A 19,926-nucleotide genomic window follows, 5' to 3' on the forward strand; every position below is an offset into this window, starting at 1 on the left:
ACTGTGGCCGGGGGGCCGTCAGTCGGGAGTGGGCATAGGGATCAGTGTACGGCGGTTCGCGGCCTCACCTGGGCGCGCGCATCGCCGGGGGGCGGTCAGGTGGTCAGCCCGCCGTACCCTCGACCGGGTCCACGACCCTGATCCGGACCGCGAGGAAGGTCCTGGGCGTCTCCTTCAGCACCGCCAGCCGGGGGTCCGGGACGGCCAGGAACGGCGCGGCCTCCAGGGCGAAGACCGGCGCCATCCTCCTGTCGCCTCTCAGCGCGTCCACCGAGCGCCGGTCGCCGCCGAACACCACCGCGTCCAGCTCCGCCAGCCGGGGCCCGAGCACCCGCAGGGCGGTTTCGGCGGCGGCGTCCTGCGCCTGTCCCGCCTGGTTCTCCCTCCTGCGCGCGAACCTGCGCTGTGACCACCCCCCTGCCGCCGTGCGGCCCTGGACCAGCCGCGACCCGACCTTCGAGGCGACCAGCGAGCCGCCTTCGAACACCCCCGCGGCGTACCCGCCCAGCCTGACCAGCACGACCCCCACCCGGCGCGGCAGCGCCGCGTGCCCGGCCAGCCCGCGCACCGGGTCCCCGTGCCCGCCGGGGGCCAGCGGCGGGAAGGGCACGTGGCACTCGGCCACGGCGCCGTCGGCCGCGGTGAGCACGACCGCCTCTCCCGCCATCCCGTCACCCGCCCCGGTCACCACGGTCGCCGTCACCGGCCCGTGCCGCTCGCCGAACCCCTCGATCCACCCGCCGAGCCGGTCGGGAGCGACCGAGACCCAGCGGCCCCCGCCTCGCGCCGGTCGTCCGCCCATCCCGCGAGGCTACCGCTCCGCGGCCGGACGCACGATCACACAGGATGTCAAAGCCGCAGGTCAGAGGGGGAGTCCACGCATGCAACAAGAGGAGAAAAATGGGTGAATTTCATCTCATGCGCCTTTTGTGACAGCGTGTGCGGCGACATCATCTGTACGTGTCGAGCAGCATCAACATCATGCCGCCATCAGCGACCGGAGCGCGGCCGGTCATCACACCGATCGTCGATCTCGACACCGGTGGCGTGATCGCTCTCAGCGCTTCCGCGGAGCACGATATCGCGATGCCGGCCACTCCGCAGTCCGGCGCGGGCGCGGTACGCGCCGCACTGGACGCGGCCCGCAGGGAAACGCTCCTGCCCATCGTCCTCACCGTGCCCACCACCACCGTGATCGGCGGTTCGGCGAGCCTGGCGCCGCTGCACGAGGCGCTGCGGTCGTCCGGACGCCGGCCGGGCGAGGTGATCCTCACGGTCGAGGGCGGCTTCCCCGCAGAACGGCGCAGGGCGCTGCTGACCGGCCTCGACGGGCTGCGCGCGATCGGCTACCTGATCGCCATCGGCGACCTCGGCTCCGGTCACCTCCCGCTCGACCTGCTCACCGACGCCGCGCCGTACCTCGTCGTGCTCTCCGCCGGCCTGATCGCGCGGGTCCCGCGCGACCCCCGGCGGGCGACCCTCGGGGAGTCGGTGTCGTCCCTGGCCAGAGGCACCGGCGCGCACGTGCTCGCGCCGAACATCACCCACGAGGCGCAACTCGCCGCCGTGCGCGGCTGGGGGGTACGGCTGGCGCAGGGGCCGCTGCTGGCCCCCGGGCCCTCAGGGCGGGTGCGCGTGCCGCTGCCGGTGCCGCAGGAGTCCGCGGTCGGCGCGCTGCTCGGCCCGCGGGTGCAGGAGATGCTGCTGCCCGCCGTCACGCTGGACATCGAGGCGACCGCGGAGGACGCGGTCGAGGCGTTCAGCAGCGAGCCGTCCATCACCAGCGTGATCCTGGTGGACGAGTACCAGCGCCCGCGCGGCAGCCTGGACCGCAGCCGTTTCATGCTGTCCTTCGCCGGCCGGTACGGCCACGCGCTGCACGGCAAGAAGCCCGCCATCCGCCTCGCCGACCCGCCGCGCACGGTGCCCAAGACCACCCCGGCCATCGCCGCGATGCAGGTGGCCGGCAAGGCGAACGAGCGGGTCTACGACGACCTGGTGGTCATCGACGAGGTGGGCAGGTGCATGGGCATCCTGCGGGTCAGCGACCTGATCCGGCAGGTGGCCGACCATGACAGCTCCTTTACCAAGTAGATCACGATAAGTCCTGACATCAGATCGGTCACGACTTGCCAACGCCTCGTGGTCATGCCCTGTTGATCAGGATAAGAAGGGATACCGGAAGCTGACACGGGGGCGGGCGACGGGGAGTGCGCCATGCGCGATCACGACGGCGAGACGGGACCGGGCCGGCGGCGGTTCCTCGGCGCGGGCCTGGCCGCGGGCGCCGCGCTGGCCCTCGCCGGATGCACGCCGGAACGGGAGCCGGCCACGCCCGCGTTCGACCCGGCTGACTGGGAGTCGGTGCGGGCGCAGTTCCCGCTGCGGACCGACCACGCGCACTTCGCCGCCTTCGTCCTCGCGGCCCACCCCGACCAGGTACGGCGGGCCATCGAGCGACACCGCCGGGGGCTCGACGCCGACACCGACGCCTACCTGCACGAGGACCGCGAAACGCCGGTGCTCCGGGCCGCCGCCTCCTACCTCGGGACACCCGAGTCGGAGATCGCCCTCACCGACAGCACCACGATGGGACTCGGCATCCTGTTCGGCGGCCTGCGGCTGCGCCCCGGGCAGGACGTCGTCACCACCGAGCACGACTTCTACGCCACCCACGAGGGCCTGCGGCTGCTCGCCGCGCGCACCGGCGCCGAGGTGCGGCGGGCCAGGCTCTACGACGATCCCGCCGCCGCCGGCGTCGACGAGATCGTGTCCCGGCTGAGGGCCGCGATCCGGCCCGCGACCAGGGTGGTCGCGATCACCTGGGTGCACTCGGGCACGGGCGTGCGGCTGCCGGTCAAGGAGATCTCCGGCATGATCGCCGAAATCAACTCGGGGCGGGACACGGAGGACCGGGCGCTGCTGTGCGTGGACGGCGTGCACGGGTTCGGTGCGGTCGCCGACCGGGTCGGCGACCTGGGCTGCGACTTCCTGGCCACCGGCACGCACAAGTGGCTGTTCGGCCCGCGCGGCACCGGCGTCCTGTGGGGCCGCGCCTGGGACGCGGTCGCGCCCGTGATCCCGAGCTTCACCGGGGACGGCATCGCGGCCTGGATCGGCGGCTATCCCCCGGCGGGGAACAACGCCGCCATGGGCACGCCCGGCGGATACCACTCCTTCGAGCACCGCTGGGCGCTGGACGAGGCGTTCGCCTTCCACGGGGCGATCGGCCGGGACCGCATCGCCGCCAGGACCGCCGAGCTGGCCACCCGGCTGAAGCAGGGGCTCGCCGGCATCCCCTCCCTGCGCCTGGTCACCCCGGCCTCCCCCGAGTTGTCCGCCGGCCTGGTCTGCTGCTCCATCGCCGGCCAGAACCCCGGCGCCGTCGCCGCCCGGCTGCGCGAACAGCACCGGATCGTCGCCGGCGTGACCCCCTACAGCGACGCCTACCTGCGCTTCGGCACCAGCATCGTCACCAGCCCCGAGGACGTCGACCGGGCCGTCAAGGCCGTCGCAGCCCTCTGAGCGCGGCTCGGAGCCGCCCGCCGGGGCCGGGCGCGACGGACGGCGCCCTGCCCCGGCGGACGGCCACGGCCGGCGTCACGCGCTCACAGGCGGCAGGCGTAGATATCGGTGACGAAGATGGCGCGGGCGCCGATCTCCCAGAGCTGGTCCATGACCTGCTGGTGGCCCTTGCGACGGACCATGGCGCGGACCGCGACCCAGCCCTCGCGGTGCAGCGGCGAGACGGTGGGGCCCTCGATGCCGGGGGTGATGGCGATGGCCTTCTCGATCTGCTCGGCCCGCATGTCGTAGTCGATCATGACGTAGTCGCGGGCGACGAGCACCCCCTCCAGGCGGCGGACGAGCTGCTCCAGGCCGTTCGCCTGGGGCGCGCCCGCCTGCTTGATCAGCACGGCCTCCGAGCGCATGATCGGCTCACCGAAGACCTCCAGGCCGACGTTGCGCAGCGTGGTGCCGGTCTCCACCACGTCGGCGACGGCGTCGGCGACGCCGAGCCGGATCGCGGTCTCCACCGCGCCGTCCAGCTTGATGACCCGGGCGTCGACGCCCGCGTCGGCCAGGTGCTTCTCCAGCAGCCCGGCGTAGGAGGAGGCGATCCGCAGGCCCTTGAGGTCCTGGACGGAGGCGAACTCGCCGGGCTTGGCGGCGAAGCGGAAGGTGGATCCGCCGAAGCCGAGCGGCAGGATCTCCTCGGCCGGCGCGCCGGAGTCGTAGAGCATGTCGCGGCCGGTGATGCCGCCGTCGAGGGTGCCCTCGCCGACGTAGACGGCGATGTCGCGGGGACGCAGGAAGAACAGCTCGCAGGAGTTGTCCGGGTCGACGACCACGAGCTCCTTGCTGTCCTTGCGGTGCCGGTAGCCGGCTTCTTTGAGCAGGGTCTGGGCGGCTTCGGCGAGCGCGCCCTTGTTCGGGACGGCGAGACGCAGCATGGCGTGAATTCCTCTGATCGAGAGAACGAACGGGACGGTGAGCGGGCCCGGCCGGGCGAACCCGGCCTACAGATGCTTGTAGACCTGCTCCAGCCCGATCCCACGGGCCAGCATGAGCACCTGCACGTGGTAGAGGAGCTGGGAGATCTCCTCGGCGGCGCGCTCGTCCGACTCGTGCTCGGCGGCCATCCAGCTCTCGGCGGCCTCCTCGACGACCTTCTTGCCGATGGCATGGACGCCGGCGTCCAGCGCGGCGACCGTGCCCGACCCGGCGGGTCGGGTGCGCGCCTTCTCGGACAGCTCGGCGAACAGCTCTTCGAAGGTCTTCATGATCTCTCTCGGCGGTCGGTGAGTGTGTCACCTCAGCCTAACCGGGCGAACCCGGCGGCGATGCGCCTGCTCCCTCCGCGGCGTTCCGCGTGTCGCACGCCTGGCCGAACTGGGCGATCCGGCGTTCCCGGGTGTCCAGCACGTTCCCGGCGGCGTCGGTCAGCTCGACGCGGAGCGGGTACAACGGCTGGTCGCCGTGCCCGCGCGGCCACCACAGCGCGAGACCGGGCACCTCCAGCTCCAGCACGGTGGCCGAGACACCTCCTAGGAGCGCTCCCAGAACGGCGTGCCCGGTGCCGGCGGACACCGTGACATATTCCACGTGAGCTCCTAGCGGCTGAACCGGATAAGTAACGCGACGGTGAGCGCCTTTGTCCAGATATATCAACGTATTGTTGGCTATTGGCTGACGTGCTGTGCCAGGTGGACCGGCCATTCACCGGCCGAGCGACGGGGCGCCTGCCGGGGGCGTAGTAACGTACCCGGGTGCCGGTGCGGGCAGGCCGAGAGCGCATGCCGCTCAACCGGTTCAAGGGGAGGGGCCCGTGAACAGACCGACGATCGCCGACATCGCCCGGCGGGCCGGAGTCTCCAAAGGAGCGGTTTCCTACGCGCTCAACGGGCAGCCCGGCGTGTCGGAGACGACCCGAGCGCGGATCCGGGCCATCGCCGAGGAGATCGGCTGGCGGCCCAACAGGGCGGCCCTCGCCCTGAACGGCGCCCGCGCCGACGCCGTCGCCCTGGCAGTGTGCCGCCCGGCCCGCATCCTGGGCGCCGAGCCGTTCTTCATGGAGCTGATCAGCGGTATCGAGGCCGAGTTGTCGGCCCGGTCCTGCGCGCTGATGCTCCAGGTCGTCGCCGACCACGACGCGGAGGTCGCGGTCTACCGCCAATGGTGGGGCGAGGGCCGCGTCGACGGGGCGATCATGGTGGACCTGCACGTCGCCGATCCGCGGGTGGCCGCGCTGTCCGCGCTGGGCATGCCGGTGGTGGTCATCGGTCACCCCTCGGAGGCGGGCGACCTGGTGCCGGTCTGGTCCGACGACGGCGCCGCCGTACGGGAGACCGTGGAGTATCTCGCGGCCCTCGGCCACCGGCGGGTCGCCCGGGTCGCCGGCCTGCCCCGGCTGGTGCACACGGTGATCAGGGACCGCGCGTTCGACGCCGTGTGCGCGGAGCTGGGACTGGACGGCCAGGTGACCGTGCACACCGACTACACCGGTGAGCAGGGCGCGCGGGCCACCCGCAGGCTGCTCAGCTCGCCCCGGCGGCCCACCGCGATCGTCTACGACAACGACATCATGGCGGTGGCCGGGTTGTCGGTCGCGCAGGAGATGGGGTTGTCCGTGCCCGCCGGCCTGTCGGTCGTCGCCTGGGACGACTCCCCGCTCTCCCAGGTCGTACGGCCCGCCCTCACCGCGCTGACCCGCGACATCGCCGCCTACGGCGGCCACGCGGCCAGGCTCCTGCTCTCCCTCGTCGCCGGCGAGCAGGCCACCGCCTACGAGGACACGGCCGCCCGCCTCATCCCCCGCGGCAGCACCGCTCCCCCACCCACCACGTGACCCGCCCCCACCCGGCCCGCCCTCACGCGGGCGCGCGCCACCCTCGGGCCCGCCGATTAGCACGGCCCGCCCCTCCGCCGACAGCGGACAGCGGACAGCCGACAGCCGACAGCCGACAGCCGACAGCCGACAGCCGACAGCCGACAGCGGACAGCGGACAGCGGACAGCGGACAGCGGCGGGATGATATGCGGAACGGGCGCCCGGTCATGTGCCGGGCGCCCGTCATCGTCCTGCCTTAACCGCTCTCAGCGGCCACCTCGCGGCACGCGACCCCTGGGGCCGCGATGCCGGACCGGCGCCGAGCGGCGTTCTCACGGCCTGCCGGGGCGGGCGGGCGGGTGAGACGCCGGTGGTGCCGGTACGCCGGAGGTCAGCGGCCGAAGCGGCGCTCCGGCCTGCCGCGGTCGGCGCGGAAGCCGCTGCGGGTGTCCCTGTCGTCGGTGCGGAAACCGGCCCGGTTGCCGGGGCCGTCGGAGCGGAAACCGCCACGCCGGGCCCGGTCGCCGGAGCGGTGGGCCCCGTTGTCACGCTCACCCGCCCGGAAACCGCCGTCCCGGTCGTTCCGGAACCCGTTGTCGGCGCGGAAGCCGTTGTCGTTCCGGAAGCCGTTGTCACCGCGGAACCCGTTGTCCCGGTCGGTACGGAAACCGCCGCGGTCGCCCCGGTTGTCGAAGCGGGAGTCGCGCCCCCGGAAGCCGTCGCCTCCGCGAGGAGCGTCACCACGGGAGGCGTCACCACGGGGGGCGTCACCACGGGGAGCGTCACCCCCGCGTGGGGCGTCACCCCCACGGAAGCCCGCGTCGGAACGCCCACCATAGGACCCGCGGTCGTCGGAACGGGCGGCGCCGTACGACCCGCGGTCGTCGCGGCGGCCGGACCGGAACGGACGCCCGGCGCCGCCGTCGCGGCGGGGGCGGTCCTCGCCGTCCTGGCGGCGGGGGTAGGACTCCCCGTCCTGGCGGCGCGGGTAGGAGTCGCCGTCGCGCCCGCGGGGGTGCGCGGCGTCCTCGCCGGAGTCACGGCGCGGGCGGCGGTCGCCGTCGAAGCCTTCGTGCCGGCGGCGCGGACGGCGGTCGGACTGGCCGTCGCGGCGCTGGCGGCGGTTGCCGGTGGGGGCCACCGGCGGCTCCCAGACGGGGATCTCGACGCCGCTCGGCTGCTGGGCTCCGGCGGCCTCGGCCAGCCGGGGGTGGCCCGGGGTGGCCTTGAGGCGGAACGGCCGGATGCCGGCCTGCCGGGTGAGCTGCTCGGTGGAGCGGCGCTCGTTCGGCAGCACCAGCGTCATCACGGTGCCGCGCTCGCCGGCGCGGGCCGTACGGCCGCCGCGGTGCAGGTAGCTCTTGGGGTCCTGCGGCGGGTCGACGTGCAGCACCAGGCTGACGTCGTCCACGTGGATGCCGCGGGCGGCGACGTCGGTGCAGACCAGGACGTTGATCGCGCCCTCGCGGAACTCCGCCAGGATGCGGGTGCGCTGGTTCTGCCGCTTGCCGCCGTGCAGGCCGCCGGCCCGGACGCCGACCCGGGCGAGCTGCTTGACCAGGCGGTCCACGCCGTGCTGGGTGCGGACGAACAGGATCGTCCTGCCCTCACGGTTGGCGATCTCCGCCGTGATCGGGAACTTGTCGTCCCGGGTGACCTGGAGCACGTGGTGCTCCATGGTCTCCACCGGCGAGGTGGCCGGGGCGATGGAGTGCGTGACCGGGTCCTGCAGGAAGCGCTTGACCAGCTTGTCCACGTCGCCGTCGAGGGTCGCGGAGAACAGCAGCCGCTGACCGTCGGTCGGGGTCTGCTCAAGCAGCGCGGTGACGACCGGGAAGAATCCCAGGTCGCACATGTGGTCGGCCTCGTCGAGCACGGTGACCCGGACCTCTTCGAGCGAGCACTCGCCCTGCTGGACGAGGTCGGTCAGGCGGCCCGGCGTGGCCACCACGACCTCGACGCCGCGGCGCAGCGCCTCGATCTGCCGGCCCATCGACATGCCGCCGACGACGGTCTTCATCCGCAGCGACAGTCCCCTGCCGAGCGGTTCGAGCGCGTCGTGCACCTGGAGTGCCAGCTCGCGGGTGGGCACGAGGATGACGGCCAGCGGGCGGCCGGGCCTGGCCCGGACCCCGGAGATGCGGGCCATGGTGGGCAGGCCGAACGCGAGGGTCTTGCCGGAGCCCGTCTGGCCGCGGCCGAGGACGTCGGTGCCGGCGAGGATGTCGGGGATGGTGGCACGCTGGATCTCGAAGGGGGCCGTGATGCCCTGCCGCGCGAGGGCGGCGACCAGCGGCCGGGGCAGGCCCAGCAGGCTGAACTCCGAGGGCCCGGAGCCGCCGGCGTCCGCGGTCCCCTCGGAGGGCTGGGAGGTCTCGGAGATCTGCGGCGCGTCGATCGTCTCGGGGGTTTCGGGCAGGACGGCGTCGAGCATCGTCACGAAGATTCGTGCCTTTCGATAGAAGTACGCGGCACGTCACTTCTGCGAAAGGACGAGCCTGGGGCGTGCGGCATCGGGCCGCACTCCTGGAGCACCCACTTGATCGGGTACCGTGCAGCGCCTGCCGGGTATGGCGTCCGGGCGCTGCGCAAGGCGGGCGACAGCAGTCTACCCGCACAGAGCCAAACTGTGATCAAACCGGCCCGGCCTTCGCAGGGCCGACACCGAGACCGCGCACGTACGGTCCCCGCCGGGACCTGATGTGCGGTCAAAGGGAGACAACACTCCCAACCGGACCTTTCTTCCCGGCGAGCACAAGTCTCTCACAGATCATCGTCGCCCACTCCCGGGATGGCGGGGTGCCGGGAGTCGCGAGGGCGCGGTGAGCTGGGAACACGGTGAACCCCCGGCTCCAGGGCCGGGGGCTCGCCTGGGCGGCACTCAGACGTTGAACCCGAGCATGCGGAGCTGCTCGCGGCCGTCGTCGGTGATCTTGTCAGGACCCCACGGCGGCAGCCACACCCAGTTGATCTTCACATCGGAGACCATCCCGCTCAGCGCGGAGTGCGCCTGGTCCTCGATCACGTCGGTGAGCGGGCAGGCGGCACTGGTCAACGTCATGTCGATGGTCGCGACCGTGCCGTTCTCCCCCGGGTCGAGGTTGAGGCCGTAGATGAGGCCAAGGTCCACGACGTTGACGCCCAGCTCGGGGTCCACGACGTCCTTGAGCGCCTCCATGACGTCGTCGGTGCTCATCTCGCCGTCGTAAGCCGTGCCGGAGGCCGGATCGCCGGCCACCGTGGCCGTCGTGGGGGTCTCGACGGGCTTGCTCATGCCGTGCTCCTCACCAAAGCGTCCTTGTAGGCCATCCAGGCCAGCAGCGCGCATTTCACCCGGGCGGGGTACTTGGCCACGCCGGCGAACGCCACCGCGTCGCCCAGCACGTCCTCGTCCGGCTCGACCTGACCCCTGCCCTGCAGGAGCCGGGTGAACTCGTCGACCACGCCCAGCGTCTCCTCGACGCTGGAACCGCTGGCCAGCTCGTACAGTACCGAGGCGGCGGCCTGGCTGATCGAACAGCCCTGACCGTCGTAGGAGACGTCCTCCACCTTGCCGCCGTCACCGAGTTTCACCCGCATGGTGATCTCGTCACCGCAGGTGGGGTTGACGTGGTGCACCTCGGCGTCGAACGGCTCACGCAGCCCGCGCCCCTGCGGGTGCTTGTAGTGCTCCAGGATCAGCTCCTGGTACATGGACTCGGTGATCATGGTTAGGAGAACACCTTCTGAACATGGTGGAGGCCGCGCACGAGGGCGTCGATCTCGCTCGTGGTGTTGTACAGATAGAACGACGCCCTCGTGGTCGCGGGTATTCCGAACCGCAGGTGCAGCGGCCGGGCGCAGTGGTGCCCGACCCGCACCGCGATGCCGAAGGCGTCATCCAGGATCTGCCCGACATCGTGCGGATGAATCCCGTCCAGCGTGAAGGAGACCGTGGCGCCCCGCTCGTGGGTGTCGCCGGGGCCGATGACCCGCAGGGTGGGCACCTCGCGCAGGGCGTCCAGCGCGTACGCGGTGAGCTCGCGCTCGTGCGCCTCCACCGCCTCCAGGCCGACCGAGGTCAGGTAGTCGGCCGCGGCGCCGAGGCCGATGGCCTCCACGATCGGCGGCGTCCCCGCCTCGAACTTGTGCGGCGGCGGGGCGTAGGTCGAGTGGTCCATCCAGACCGCCTCGATCATCTCGCCGCCGCCGAGGAACGGCGGCATGGCCTCCAGCAGCTCGCCGCGCCCCCACAGCACGCCGATCCCCGAGGGGCCGACCATCTTGTGGCCGGTGAAGGCGACGAAGTCGACGCCGAGCGCCGCCACGTCCACCGGGTGGTGCGGGACCGACTGGGAGGCGTCGAGCATCATCAGCGCGCCCACCTCGCGTGCCCGGGCGAGCACGGCGGCGACCGGGTTGACGGTGCCCAGCACGTTGGACTGGTGGGCGATCGAGACGATCTTCGTCCGCTCGTTGACCAGGTCGCCGATGCCGGACAGGTCGAGCCTGCCCTCGTCGGTGACCGGGAACCAGCGCAGCGTGGCGCCGGTGCGCCGGGCCAGCAGCTGCCAGGGGACGATGTTGGAGTGGTGCTCCATCTCGGAGATGACGATCTCGTCGCCGGGCCCCATCCGGAACCGCGGGTCCTCGCCCGCCGGGTTGCCGAAGGCGTAGGCGACGAGGTTGAGCCCCTCCGAGGCGTTCTTGGTGAAGACCACCTCGTCGCGCGAGGGCGCACCGATGAAGTCGGCCAGCTTGTCCCTGGCCGTCTCGAACGCCTCGGTCGACTCCGAGCCGAGCGCGTGCATGGCCCTGCCCACGTTGCTGTAGTGCTGGGCGAAGTGCTCGCGCATGGTCTCGATCACCTGCGCCGGCTTCTGCGAGGAGTTGCCGGAGTCGAGGTAGACGAGCGGGCGGCCGCCGGGCAGCTCGCGGGAGAGGATCGGGAAGTCCTTCCTGATCCTCTCCACGTCGAAGGCGGCCGAGGTCATGCCGACGCCTTGACGAAGCGCTCGTAGCCTTCGGACTCGAGCCGGTCCGCGAGTTCGGGCCCACCCTCCTCAACGATCTTGCCGGCGGCGAAGACGTGCACGAACTCCGGCTTCACGTAGCGCAGGATGCGGGTGTAGTGGGTGATCAGCAGGACGCCGGTGTCGCCGCTCTCCCGGAACCGGTTGATCCCCTCGGAGACGACGCGCAGGGCGTCGACGTCGAGGCCGGAGTCGGTCTCGTCGAGCACCGCGATCTTCGGCTTGAGCAGCTCGAGCTGGAGGATCTCGTGCCGCTTCTTCTCACCGCCGGAGAAGCCCTCGTTCAGGTTGCGCTGGGCGAAGGCGGCGTCGATGGCGAGGTTGTCCATGCCGCCCTTCAGCTCCTTGGTGAACTCCCGGAGCTTGGGGGCCTCGCCGCGCACGGCGGTCACCGCGCTGCGCAGGAAGTTGGACACCGACACGCCGGGCACCTCGACGGGGTACTGCATGGCGAGGAACAGGCCGGCCCTGGCCCGCTCGTCCACCGGCATGTCCAGCAGGTCCTCACCGTCGAGCAGCACCTGGCCGCCGGTGATGGTGTACTTGGGGTGACCCGCGATGGCGTAGGCGAGCGTCGACTTGCCCGAGCCGTTCGGGCCCATGATGGCGTGCGTCTCGCCCGACCGGACGGTCAGGTTGACGCCCTTCAAAATCGCCTTGTCGCCGACGGCGACCTGCAGATCGCGGATCTCAAGGGTGGACACGGTTATGACTCCTTCGAGAGCGAGACGTAGACGTCGTCGCCGTCGATCTTCACTTGGTATACGGGCACGGGCTTGGTGGCGGGCGGCCCCGTGGGCTTGCCGGTGCGCACGTCGAAGCACGAACCGTGCAGCCAGCACTCCAGGGTGCCGTCGTACACGTCGCCCTCGCTGAGCTTCACCTCGGCGTGCGAGCACACGTCGTACAGGGCGTGGACGCCGTCGCCGGAGCGGACCAGGGCGACCTGGGTGTCGCCGACCTCCACTCCGATCACACCCCCCTCGGGGATGTCGCTGACCTTGCAGACCTTCTCGAAGGTCACCTCGGCCTCGCTCACTTCTCCAGCTCCGCCTCGACCGCGCGGGCGACCCGCTCGCGGATCTCCTCGACCTCGATCTTCTCGAGCATCTGGCCGAAGAAGCCCTGGATGACCAGGCGGCGCGCCTCGTCGAAGGGGATGCCGCGGGCCTGGAGGTAGAAGATGTGCTCGTCCTCCAGCCGGCCGGACGCCGAGGCGTGACCGGCGCCGGCCACCTCGCCGGTGAGGATCTCCAGGTTGGGCACCGAGTCGGCGCGGGCGCCGTCGGTCAGGAGCAGGTTGCGGTTGAGCTCGTAGGTGTCGGTGCCCTCGGCCTCGACCCTGATGACCACGTCGCCGATCCACACGGCGTGCGCCCCGTCGCCCTGCAGCGCGCCCTTGTAGGTGACGTTGCTGCGGCAGTTGGGCACGCTGTGGTCGACCAGCAGCCGGTGCTCCAGGTGCTGCCCGCCGTCCACGAAGTAGATGCCGTTGAGGTCGGCGTCGCCGCCGGGGCCGGTGTAGGAGACCGACGGCGAGAGCCGTACGAGGTCGCCGCCGAGGGTGACCACGAAGCTGCGGAAGGTCGCGTCGCGGCCGAGCTGGGCGTGGTGGTGGGAGACGTGCACGGCGTCGTCGGCCCAGTCCTGCAGGCTGACGACCCTGAGCGTGGCGCCGTCGCCGACGACGAACTCGACGTTGTCGGCGTAGACCGCGCTGCCCTGGTGGTCCAGGACGAGGACCAGCTCGGCCAGCGGCTCCAGCTTGACCACGATGTGGCCGTAGGCGGCGCCCTCGCCGGAGCCCTCGGCCTGGCCGCGCAGCGTGACCGTGGTCGGCCTGGACGCGACGGCCTGGGCGGGCACCGTGATGACGGTGGCCTTCTCGAAGGAGGCGTAGGCCTGGGCGCTCACCCGGTCGCGCGGCACGTAGGCGGCGCCGACCCGGGGGTCGTCGCGGCCGACGGTCTCGACGACGACCTCGGGGGCGGGGTCGACCTCCACCACCACGTGGCCGGACCCGGCCGCGGTGCCGTCGTGCAGGCCCTTGAGCCTGCGCAGCGGGGTGAACCGCCAGGCTTCCTCGCGGCCGGTCGGCACCTCGAAGTCCGCCGGCTCGTAGGAGGCCCGCTCGTGCAGGGTGGAGAGGGGCTTGGTCTCGAGGCCCATCGTCAGCCCACCGCTCCTTCCATCTGCAGCTCGATCAGCCGGTTGAGCTCCAGCGCGTACTCCATGGGGAGCTCGCGCGCGATGGGCTCGACGAAGCCTCGGACGATCATCGCCATGGCCTCGTCCTCGTTGAGGCCGCGGCTCATCAGGTAGAAGAGCTGGTCCTCGGAGACCTTGGAGACCGTGGCCTCGTGGCCCATCGACACGTCGTCCTCGCGGACGTCGACGTAGGGGTAGGTGTCGGAGCGGCTGATCTGGTCGACCAGCAGCGCGTCGCACTTGACGGTCGAGGCGCTGCCCGCCGCGCCCTCCTCCACCTGCACCAGGCCGCGGTAGGAGGTACGGCCGCCGCCGCGCGCCACCGACTTGGAGACGATGGTCGAGGAGGTCTTCGGCGCGAGGTGCACCATCTTGGCGCCGGCGTCCTGGTGCTGGCCCTCACCGGCGAAGGCGACCGACAGGGTCTCGCCCTTGGCGTGCTCGCCCATCAGGTAGACCGCGGGGTACTTCATCGTGACCTTGGAGCCGATGTTGCCGTCGATCCACTCCATGGTCGCGCCCTCGTAGGCCACGGCGCGCTTGGTGACCAGGTTGTAGACGTTGTTCGACCAGTTCTGGATGGTCGTGTAACGGCAGCGGGCGCCCTTCTTCACGATGATCTCGACGACCGCCGAGTGCAGCGAGTCGCTGGAGTAGATCGGCGCGGTGCAGCCCTCGACGTAGTGCACGTAGCTGTTCTCGTCGACGATGATCAGGGTGCGCTCGAACTGGCCCATGTTCTCGGTGTTGATCCGGAAGTAGGCCTGGAGCGGGATCTCGACGTTGACGTTCGGCGGGACGTAGATGAACGAGCCGCCGGACCAGACGGAGGTGTTCAGCGAGGCGAACTTGTTGTCGCCCACCGGGATCACGGAGCCGAAGTACTCCTTGAAGAGCTCCGGGTGCTCCTTGAGGCCGGTGTCGGTGTCGAGGAAGATGACGCCCTTCTCCTCAAGGTCCTCGCGGATCTTGTGGTAGACGACCTCCGACTCGTACTGCGCGGCGACGCCCGCGATCAGGCGCTGCTTCTCCGCCTCGGGGATGCCGAGCTTGTCATAGGTGTTCTTGATGTCGGGCGGCAGCTCGTCCCACGTCGCCGCCTGCTTCTCGGTGGAGCGCACGAAGTACTTGATGTTGTCGAAGTCGATGCCGCTCAGGTCGGAACCCCAGGTCGGCATGGGCTTCTTCTGGAACAGCCGGAGGCCCTTGAGGCGCAGGTCCAGCATCCACTCCGGCTCGTTCTTGAGCGCGGAGATGTTGCGGACGACCTCCTCGGACAGGCCGCGCTTGGCCGCCGCGCCGGCGACGTCGGTGTCGGCCCAGCCGAACTTGTAGTTCCCGAGGCCTTCCAGCTCCGGGCGGTCGGTGAGAGTCACCTTCCGGTCTCCTTGCTCGAATCTTCATTCGAATCGTCGATCGTCATATTCCCGGCTCCGGCCTCCGAACGCGCCCGCCCCGGCGCCTCGTGAACCGGCCCGCTCTCCCTCACGCCCACCAGCTCGTGAGGGCTCACATGTGTCGTGCACACGCCGTCGCCGTGGGCGATGGTGGCCAGCCGTTGCACCGGCGTGCCCAGGATCTCGGCGAACGCCTCGGTCTCGGCCTCGCAGAGCTGCGGGAACGCGACCGCCACGTGCGCCACCGGGCAGTGGTGCTGGCACAGCTGCTCCCCGCCCAGGTGGGCCTTGCTTGCCGACGCGGCGTAACCGTCGGCGGACAGGGCCTCGGCGAGGACCCGCACCCGCTCGTCGGCCGGCACCTCGCGCATCGCGGGCATGAGGCGCTCGACCAGCCCCGCGACCTGCGACCGGGCGAACTCCGCGACCGCCTCCTCGCCCAGGCGTCCCGCGAGGAAGCGCAGCGCGCTGCCCGCGAGGTCGTCGTAGGCGTGCTCGAAGGCGCTGCGCCCGGCGTCGGTGATGGCGAACAGCTTCGCCGGCCGCCCGCGCCCGCGCTGGGCACGGGGCCGCGCCGCGCGATGCTCGATCATCTCGTCGGCGAGCAGCGCGTCAAGGTGGCGGCGCACCGCCGCCGGTGTCAGCCCCAGCCGCTCCCCGAGCGCGGCTGCGGTGACGGGGCCGTGCTCCAGGATCAGCCGGGCGACGCGCGCGCGAGTGCTCTGCTCGGCGCCCGTCTCGGCGTTTCTCATCCCGGCCACGTTTTTCACAACATCAGTGTGACGTATTTCCTTCCCGGCGCACAAACGGTTCTGCGCGATCGGGGAATGTCTTTGCTCACGCAGGTAAGCCTTACCTAACCTGCGGAGACAGGTTCCGCGCGGACCGCCGGGCGGGTGCCGCCGAGGGCCAGGAAGGCGGCCAGCGATCCCGCCGCGAGCACCGTCATGACGACCGCCATCGGCGCCGCCGTACCGGTGCCGGCCAGCCCGACGAGGGGGGCCGACAGTGCGCCGAAGGCGAACTGCAGCACGCCGAGCAGGGCGGAGGCGCTGCCCGCGACCTGCGGCGGCTGGTTCATCAGGGCCAGCGCGCCGGTGCCCGGCAGCACCAGGCCCGCCCCGCACATCATGACGAACAGCGAGCCCGCCACCACCGGCAGGCCCAGCCCCGCGGCCACGCCCGCGAGCAGCGACAGCGCCCCCGCCAGCGTCACGAACAGGCCGACGAGGACGAGCCGCGCCGGGGACACCCGCCCGGCCAGCCGCCCGCCGAGCTGGGACAGCGCGATGAGCCCGACGGCGTTGGCGGCGAAGAGCAGCGAGTAGGTCTGCGGGGTCACCTCGTAGACCCCCTGGAGCACGAACGGCGAGCCGGAGATGTAGGCGAACATCGCGCCGAACCCGAGACCGGCGGAGATCGCGCACGCCATGAACGGGCGGTCGCGCAGCAGCACCCAGAAGGTCCTCCCGGTACGGCGCAGCCCGCCCGCCTCCCGCTGACCGGCGGGCAGCGTCTCGCGCACGCGGAACACCACTGCGGCGAGCAGTCCCAGCCCGGCGACGGTGAGCGCGACGAAGACGCCGCGCCAGGAGGTGACGGAGAGCAGTTGGGCGCCCGCGATCGGCGCGAGGATCGGGGCGAGGCCGCTGACCAGCATGAGGCTGGCGAAGATGCGGGCGATCGCGGGGCCGTCGTACAGGTCGCGGACGACCGCGCGGACGATCACCAGGACGGCGCCGCCGGCGAAGCCCTGCACCAGGCGCAGCGCGACCAGCGCGTAGACCGAGGGTGCGAAGGCGCACAGCAGCGAGGCCAGCACGTAGCCGGCGAGGCCGGCGAGGAGCGGGGTCCTGCGCCCGCGCACGTCGCTGAGCGGGCCCGCGACCACCTGGCCGAGCGACACGCCGATCAGGCAGGCGGTCAGGCTCAGCTGCACCTCCGCCGCCCCCGCGGCCATCTCCGAGGAGATCGAGGGCAGCGCGGGCAGGTACATGTCGATGGACAGGGGGCCGATGGCGGACAGCGCCCCCAGGACCAGGAGCCCTCCCCTGCGGCGGGGGGCGGGTGAGCCGGATTCCGCATCCGGTTCTGCGTCGATGCCGGGCGACTTCCTGGCGTCGGCGGGGGCGGTCATATGCGGATCCTTTTCCCGTACTGCGGCGGCGGAGAGCGAGAGGTGCAAACGGCATAGAAGCACCAGAAATTCCCAAATTTCACCCTATTTTCGGGTGATCGGTCGTGACCGGCGCAGCCGCCGTGCCGCGAACGGGACCACGGCCGGGAGTCCCTAGACTCGTGCCCATGGAATCCCCTGCCCTCGAGGTGGTCGATCTGGTCAAGCGGTACTCCCGCGTGACCGCGGTCGACGGCCTCACGCTCGCCGCCGGGCGGGGCGCGGTCACCGCCATCCTCGGCCCCAACGGCGCGGGGAAGACCTCCGCGATCGAGATCTGCGAGGGCTTCCGCCGGGCCGACGGCGGCACCGTCCGGGTGCTCGGCCTGGAGCCCTCGCGGCCGGAGCTGCGCGCCAGGGTGGGCGTGATGCTCCAGGCGGGCGGGGTGCCCCCCGCGATGCGCGCCGGCGAGTGGCTGCGCCTGGTGAGCCGGTTCTCCGCCAGCCCGCTGCCGCCGCAGGCCCTCCTCGACCGGCTGGGCCTCACCCGGCAGGCCCGCACCCCCTACCGCCGGCTGTCCGGCGGCGAGCAGCAGCGCCTGTCGCTGGCCGCCGCCGTCGTCGGCCGCCCCGAGCTGGTCTTCCTGGACGAGCCGACCGCGGGCCTGGACCCGCAGGCCAGGCACGCCTGCTGGCAGCTCGTCCGCGACCTGCGCGCGGCGGGCGTCTCCGTGGTGCTCACCACCCACCACATGGAGGAGGCCGAGCGGCTGGCCGACCGCGTGGTGATCATCGACAGGGGCCGGGTGGTGGCCGAGGACACCCCGGCGGCGCTCACCGGGGCCGAGCGCCAGCTCCGCTTCCGCGCCCGCCCCGGCCTCAACCTCGACGAGCTGCTCAACGCCCTGCCCGGCGGCAGCGCGGCGAAGGAGTCCCCCTCCGGGCACTACATCATCGAAGGGCCGGCCCGCGTCGGCGTCGGCCCCGAGCTGCTCGCCACCGTGACCGCGTGGTGCGCCGCCGAGGGCGTCACCGCCGACGACCTGAGCATCGAGCGGCGCACACTGGAGGACGTGTTCCTCGAACTGACCGGCAGGGAGCTGCGATGAGCGCCCGGGCGCGCCGCGCGGGCGCCGCCGGGGCGGCCGAAGGAGGGCACCGGTGACCACGACGGACGGCCCGGGGGCCACGCTGGACCTCACCCCCGCGCCGGGCGCCGCGCCGATGTGGCGCATGGTCGCGGCCCAGGCGGGCGCCGAGGTCAAGGCCACCCTCAGGAACGGCGAGCAGCTCCTGCTCACGCTGATCATCCCGGTGCTGCTGCTCACCGGCTTCTCCGCCGCGCCGCTGCTCGACCTCGGCACGACCCGGCGGGTCGACTTCCTCACCCCGGGCGTGCTGGCGCTCGCCGTCATGTCCACCGCGTTCACCGGCCAGGCCATCGCGACCGGGTTCGAGCGCAGGTACGGCGTGCTGAAGCGGCTGGGCGCGACCCCGCTCTCCCGGGGCGGGCTGATGCTGGCCAAGACCCTCGCGGTGCTCGTGGTGGAGGCCGTCCAGGTGGTGGTGATCGTCGCGGTCGCGTTCGCCCTGGGGTGGCAGCCGCGCGGGTTCCTGCCCACGGCGATCCTGCTGATCGTGCTGGGCACGGCCGCGTTCAGCGGGCTCGGCCTGCTGATGGCGGGCACGCTGCGCGCCGAGGCGACCCTGGCCGGGGCCAATCTGGTCTACCTGATCCTGCTGGCCTGCGGCGGAGTGGTCTTCCCGCTGACCGACTTCCCCGGTGGCGTCCAGCCCGCGCTGGAGCTGCTGCCGATCTCGGCGCTGGCCGGCGGCCTGCGCGCCGTGCTCGCCGACGGGGCCGCCCTGCCCACCGTCTCCGTCGCGGTGCTCGCCTGCTGGGCCGCGGCGTCCCTGGCGCTGGCCGCCCGCACCTTCCGATGGGAGTAGCGTGACCTCTCTGTCGCGGACCGGCGCGGCCGAGCCGTACCGGCGTGGGTTTCGCGCGGGCGCGTTGCTGCGCTCGGCCTCCGACGCCATCCCCCCGTCCGGCCTCGTGCTGCTGGCGATCATGTCCGTGCAGGTCGGGGCGGGCTTCGCCAAGGACCTGTTCACCCAGCTCCCGCCGAGCGCGGTGGTCTTCCTGCGGATCGCCGCCGGGGCGCTGATCCTCGGCGTGTTCGTCCGGCCTCGGCTGCGCGGCCTGAGCCGGGCCGACCTCGGCGTGGGCGTCGCCTTCGGCGTCACGCTCGCGCTGATGAACCTGTCGTTCTACGAGGCGCTGGCCCGGCTGCCGATGGGTGTCGCGGTGGCGGTGGAGTTCCTCGGGCCGCTGGGCGTCGCGGTGGCCGCCTCGCGGCGGCGGCTCGACCTGCTGTGGGTGACGCTGGCCGCGGCCGGGATCGCCCTGCTCGCCCCCTGGGCGGAGGCGGCCGGGCGGATCAGCTGGGCGGGCATCGGCTTCGGCCTGCTGGCCGCGCTCTGCTGGGCGGGGTACATCCTGCTCTCCGCGGCCACCGGCAGCCGCTTCCCCGGCGCCACCGGGCTGTCGTTCGCGATGATCGTGTCGCTCGTGGTCATCGCCCCGGTGGGCCTGACCACCGGGGGCTCGGACCTGCTGCACCCCGAGCTGCTGCTGATCGGCCTCGGCGTGGGCCTGCTGTCCTCGGTGATCCCCTACTCGATCGAGCTGGAGGCTCTGCGCAGGATGCCGAAGAAGGTGTTCGGCATCCTGATGAGCCTGGAGCCGGCCGCCGCCGCGCTGGTCGGGCTGGTCGTCCTCGGTGAGATCCTCTCGCCGATGGAGTGGGCCGCGATCGGCTGCGTCGTCGTGGCCAGCGTGGGCGCCACCCGTGCCGCCTGA

20 protein-coding genes are annotated in these 19,926 nt (G+C 72.2%); 6 read left to right on the plus strand and 14 right to left on the minus strand.

Annotation, left to right across the window (positions count from 1 at the left end; genetic code table 11):
- Positions 1-103: 103 nt before the first annotated feature.
- Positions 104-802, minus strand: a complete 699-nt coding sequence (locus QSK26_RS16865; protein ID WP_285776089.1) for an acVLRF1 family peptidyl-tRNA hydrolase — start codon at positions 800-802, stop codon at positions 104-106.
- 158 nt (positions 803-960) lie between these two features.
- Between QSK26_RS16865 and QSK26_RS16870 the strand changes: the two genes are divergently transcribed.
- Together QSK26_RS16870 and QSK26_RS16875 are read left to right on the plus strand one after the other, a co-directional pair.
- Positions 961-2,094, plus strand: coding sequence for an EAL domain-containing protein (locus QSK26_RS16870; protein ID WP_285776090.1), 1,134 nt, complete (start codon positions 961-963; stop codon positions 2,092-2,094).
- A 123-nt stretch (positions 2,095-2,217) separates the two neighbouring features.
- Entirely contained in the window at positions 2,218-3,525 is a 1,308-nt protein-coding gene (locus QSK26_RS16875; protein ID WP_285776091.1) for an aminotransferase class V-fold PLP-dependent enzyme, read from the plus strand.
- An 83-nt stretch (positions 3,526-3,608) separates the two neighbouring features.
- On the opposite strand, the gene hisG is transcribed toward QSK26_RS16875, so the two are convergent.
- From hisG to QSK26_RS41810, 3 genes are all read right to left on the minus strand, one after another.
- Positions 3,609-4,454 (minus strand): ATP phosphoribosyltransferase, encoded by an 846-nt coding sequence (gene hisG, locus QSK26_RS16880; RefSeq protein WP_502888711.1) that lies wholly within the window; start codon positions 4,452-4,454, stop codon positions 3,609-3,611.
- Positions 4,455-4,520: 66 nt separating this feature from the next.
- On the minus strand, positions 4,521-4,784 hold the full coding sequence (locus QSK26_RS16885) for a phosphoribosyl-ATP diphosphatase (RefSeq protein ID WP_285776092.1): 264 nt from the start codon (positions 4,782-4,784) through the stop codon (positions 4,521-4,523).
- Between the two features lie 37 nt (positions 4,785-4,821).
- Positions 4,822-5,106 (minus strand): hypothetical protein, encoded by a 285-nt coding sequence (locus QSK26_RS41810; RefSeq protein ID WP_352244333.1) that lies wholly within the window; start codon positions 5,104-5,106, stop codon positions 4,822-4,824.
- Positions 5,107-5,329: 223 nt separating this feature from the next.
- On the opposite strand from QSK26_RS41810, the gene QSK26_RS16895 reads away from it, so the two are divergent.
- A complete protein-coding gene (locus tag QSK26_RS16895; protein ID WP_285776093.1) occupies positions 5,330-6,349 on the plus strand; it encodes a LacI family DNA-binding transcriptional regulator in 1,020 nt (339 codons plus the stop codon).
- A 372-nt stretch (positions 6,350-6,721) separates the two neighbouring features.
- Here the strand turns inward: QSK26_RS16895 and QSK26_RS16900 are convergent, their stop codons facing one another.
- The 10 genes from QSK26_RS16900 to QSK26_RS16945 form a co-directional block, all read right to left on the minus strand.
- On the minus strand, positions 6,722-8,764 hold the full coding sequence (locus QSK26_RS16900) for a DEAD/DEAH box helicase (protein ID WP_285776094.1): 2,043 nt from the start codon (positions 8,762-8,764) through the stop codon (positions 6,722-6,724).
- 447 nt (positions 8,765-9,211) lie between these two features.
- Entirely contained in the window at positions 9,212-9,604 is a 393-nt protein-coding gene (locus QSK26_RS16905; RefSeq protein ID WP_285776095.1) for a metal-sulfur cluster assembly factor, read from the minus strand.
- Positions 9,601-10,038, minus strand: coding sequence for a Fe-S cluster assembly sulfur transfer protein SufU (gene sufU, locus QSK26_RS16910; protein WP_285776096.1), 438 nt, complete (start codon positions 10,036-10,038; stop codon positions 9,601-9,603). The genes QSK26_RS16905 and sufU overlap by 4 nt, the downstream gene beginning before the upstream one ends.
- A gap of 2 nt (positions 10,039-10,040) precedes the next feature.
- Positions 10,041-11,303: a cysteine desulfurase gene (locus tag QSK26_RS16915; RefSeq protein ID WP_285776097.1), complete on the minus strand. Its 1,263-nt coding sequence runs from the start codon at positions 11,301-11,303 to the stop codon at positions 10,041-10,043.
- The gene (gene sufC, locus QSK26_RS16920) at positions 11,300-12,046 is read right to left on the minus strand and encodes a Fe-S cluster assembly ATPase SufC (RefSeq protein WP_285776098.1); all 747 of its coding nucleotides are present in this window, start codon (positions 12,044-12,046) and stop codon (positions 11,300-11,302) included. The genes QSK26_RS16915 and sufC overlap by 4 nt, the downstream gene beginning before the upstream one ends.
- A 2-nt stretch (positions 12,047-12,048) precedes the next feature.
- Complete coding sequence (locus tag QSK26_RS16925) at positions 12,049-12,381, minus strand: Rieske (2Fe-2S) protein (protein WP_285776099.1); 333 nt, start codon at positions 12,379-12,381, stop codon at positions 12,049-12,051.
- Entirely contained in the window at positions 12,378-13,511 is a 1,134-nt protein-coding gene (gene sufD, locus QSK26_RS16930; RefSeq protein WP_285776100.1) for a Fe-S cluster assembly protein SufD, read from the minus strand. The genes QSK26_RS16925 and sufD overlap by 4 nt, the downstream gene beginning before the upstream one ends.
- 2 nt (positions 13,512-13,513) lie before the next feature.
- Positions 13,514-14,926, minus strand: coding sequence for a Fe-S cluster assembly protein SufB (sufB, locus tag QSK26_RS16935; protein WP_285776101.1), 1,413 nt, complete (start codon positions 14,924-14,926; stop codon positions 13,514-13,516).
- Positions 14,923-15,699: a helix-turn-helix transcriptional regulator gene (locus tag QSK26_RS16940; protein WP_285776102.1), complete on the minus strand. Its 777-nt coding sequence runs from the start codon at positions 15,697-15,699 to the stop codon at positions 14,923-14,925. The genes sufB and QSK26_RS16940 overlap by 4 nt, the downstream gene beginning before the upstream one ends.
- 104 nt (positions 15,700-15,803) lie before the next feature.
- A complete protein-coding gene (locus tag QSK26_RS16945) occupies positions 15,804-17,084 on the minus strand; it encodes a multidrug effflux MFS transporter (RefSeq protein ID WP_285776103.1) in 1,281 nt (426 codons plus the stop codon).
- A 167-nt stretch (positions 17,085-17,251) separates the two neighbouring features.
- Here QSK26_RS16945 and QSK26_RS16950 point away from each other — a divergent pair, with 167 nt between their 5' ends.
- The 3 genes from QSK26_RS16950 (at position 17,252) to QSK26_RS16960 (ending at position 19,926) form a co-directional block, all read left to right on the plus strand.
- Positions 17,252-18,172, plus strand: coding sequence for an ABC transporter ATP-binding protein (locus QSK26_RS16950; protein ID WP_285776104.1), 921 nt, complete (start codon positions 17,252-17,254; stop codon positions 18,170-18,172).
- 115 nt (positions 18,173-18,287) lie between these two features.
- Entirely contained in the window at positions 18,288-19,013 is a 726-nt protein-coding gene (locus QSK26_RS16955; RefSeq protein WP_285776177.1) for an ABC transporter permease, read from the plus strand.
- Position 19,014: 1 nt separating this feature from the next.
- Positions 19,015-19,926, plus strand: coding sequence for an EamA family transporter (locus tag QSK26_RS16960; protein WP_285776105.1), 912 nt, complete (start codon positions 19,015-19,017; stop codon positions 19,924-19,926).

It is taken from the genome of Microtetraspora sp. NBRC 13810, assembly GCF_030268685.1.
Classification (GTDB): Bacteria; Actinomycetota; Actinomycetes; order Streptosporangiales; family Streptosporangiaceae; genus BSRQ01.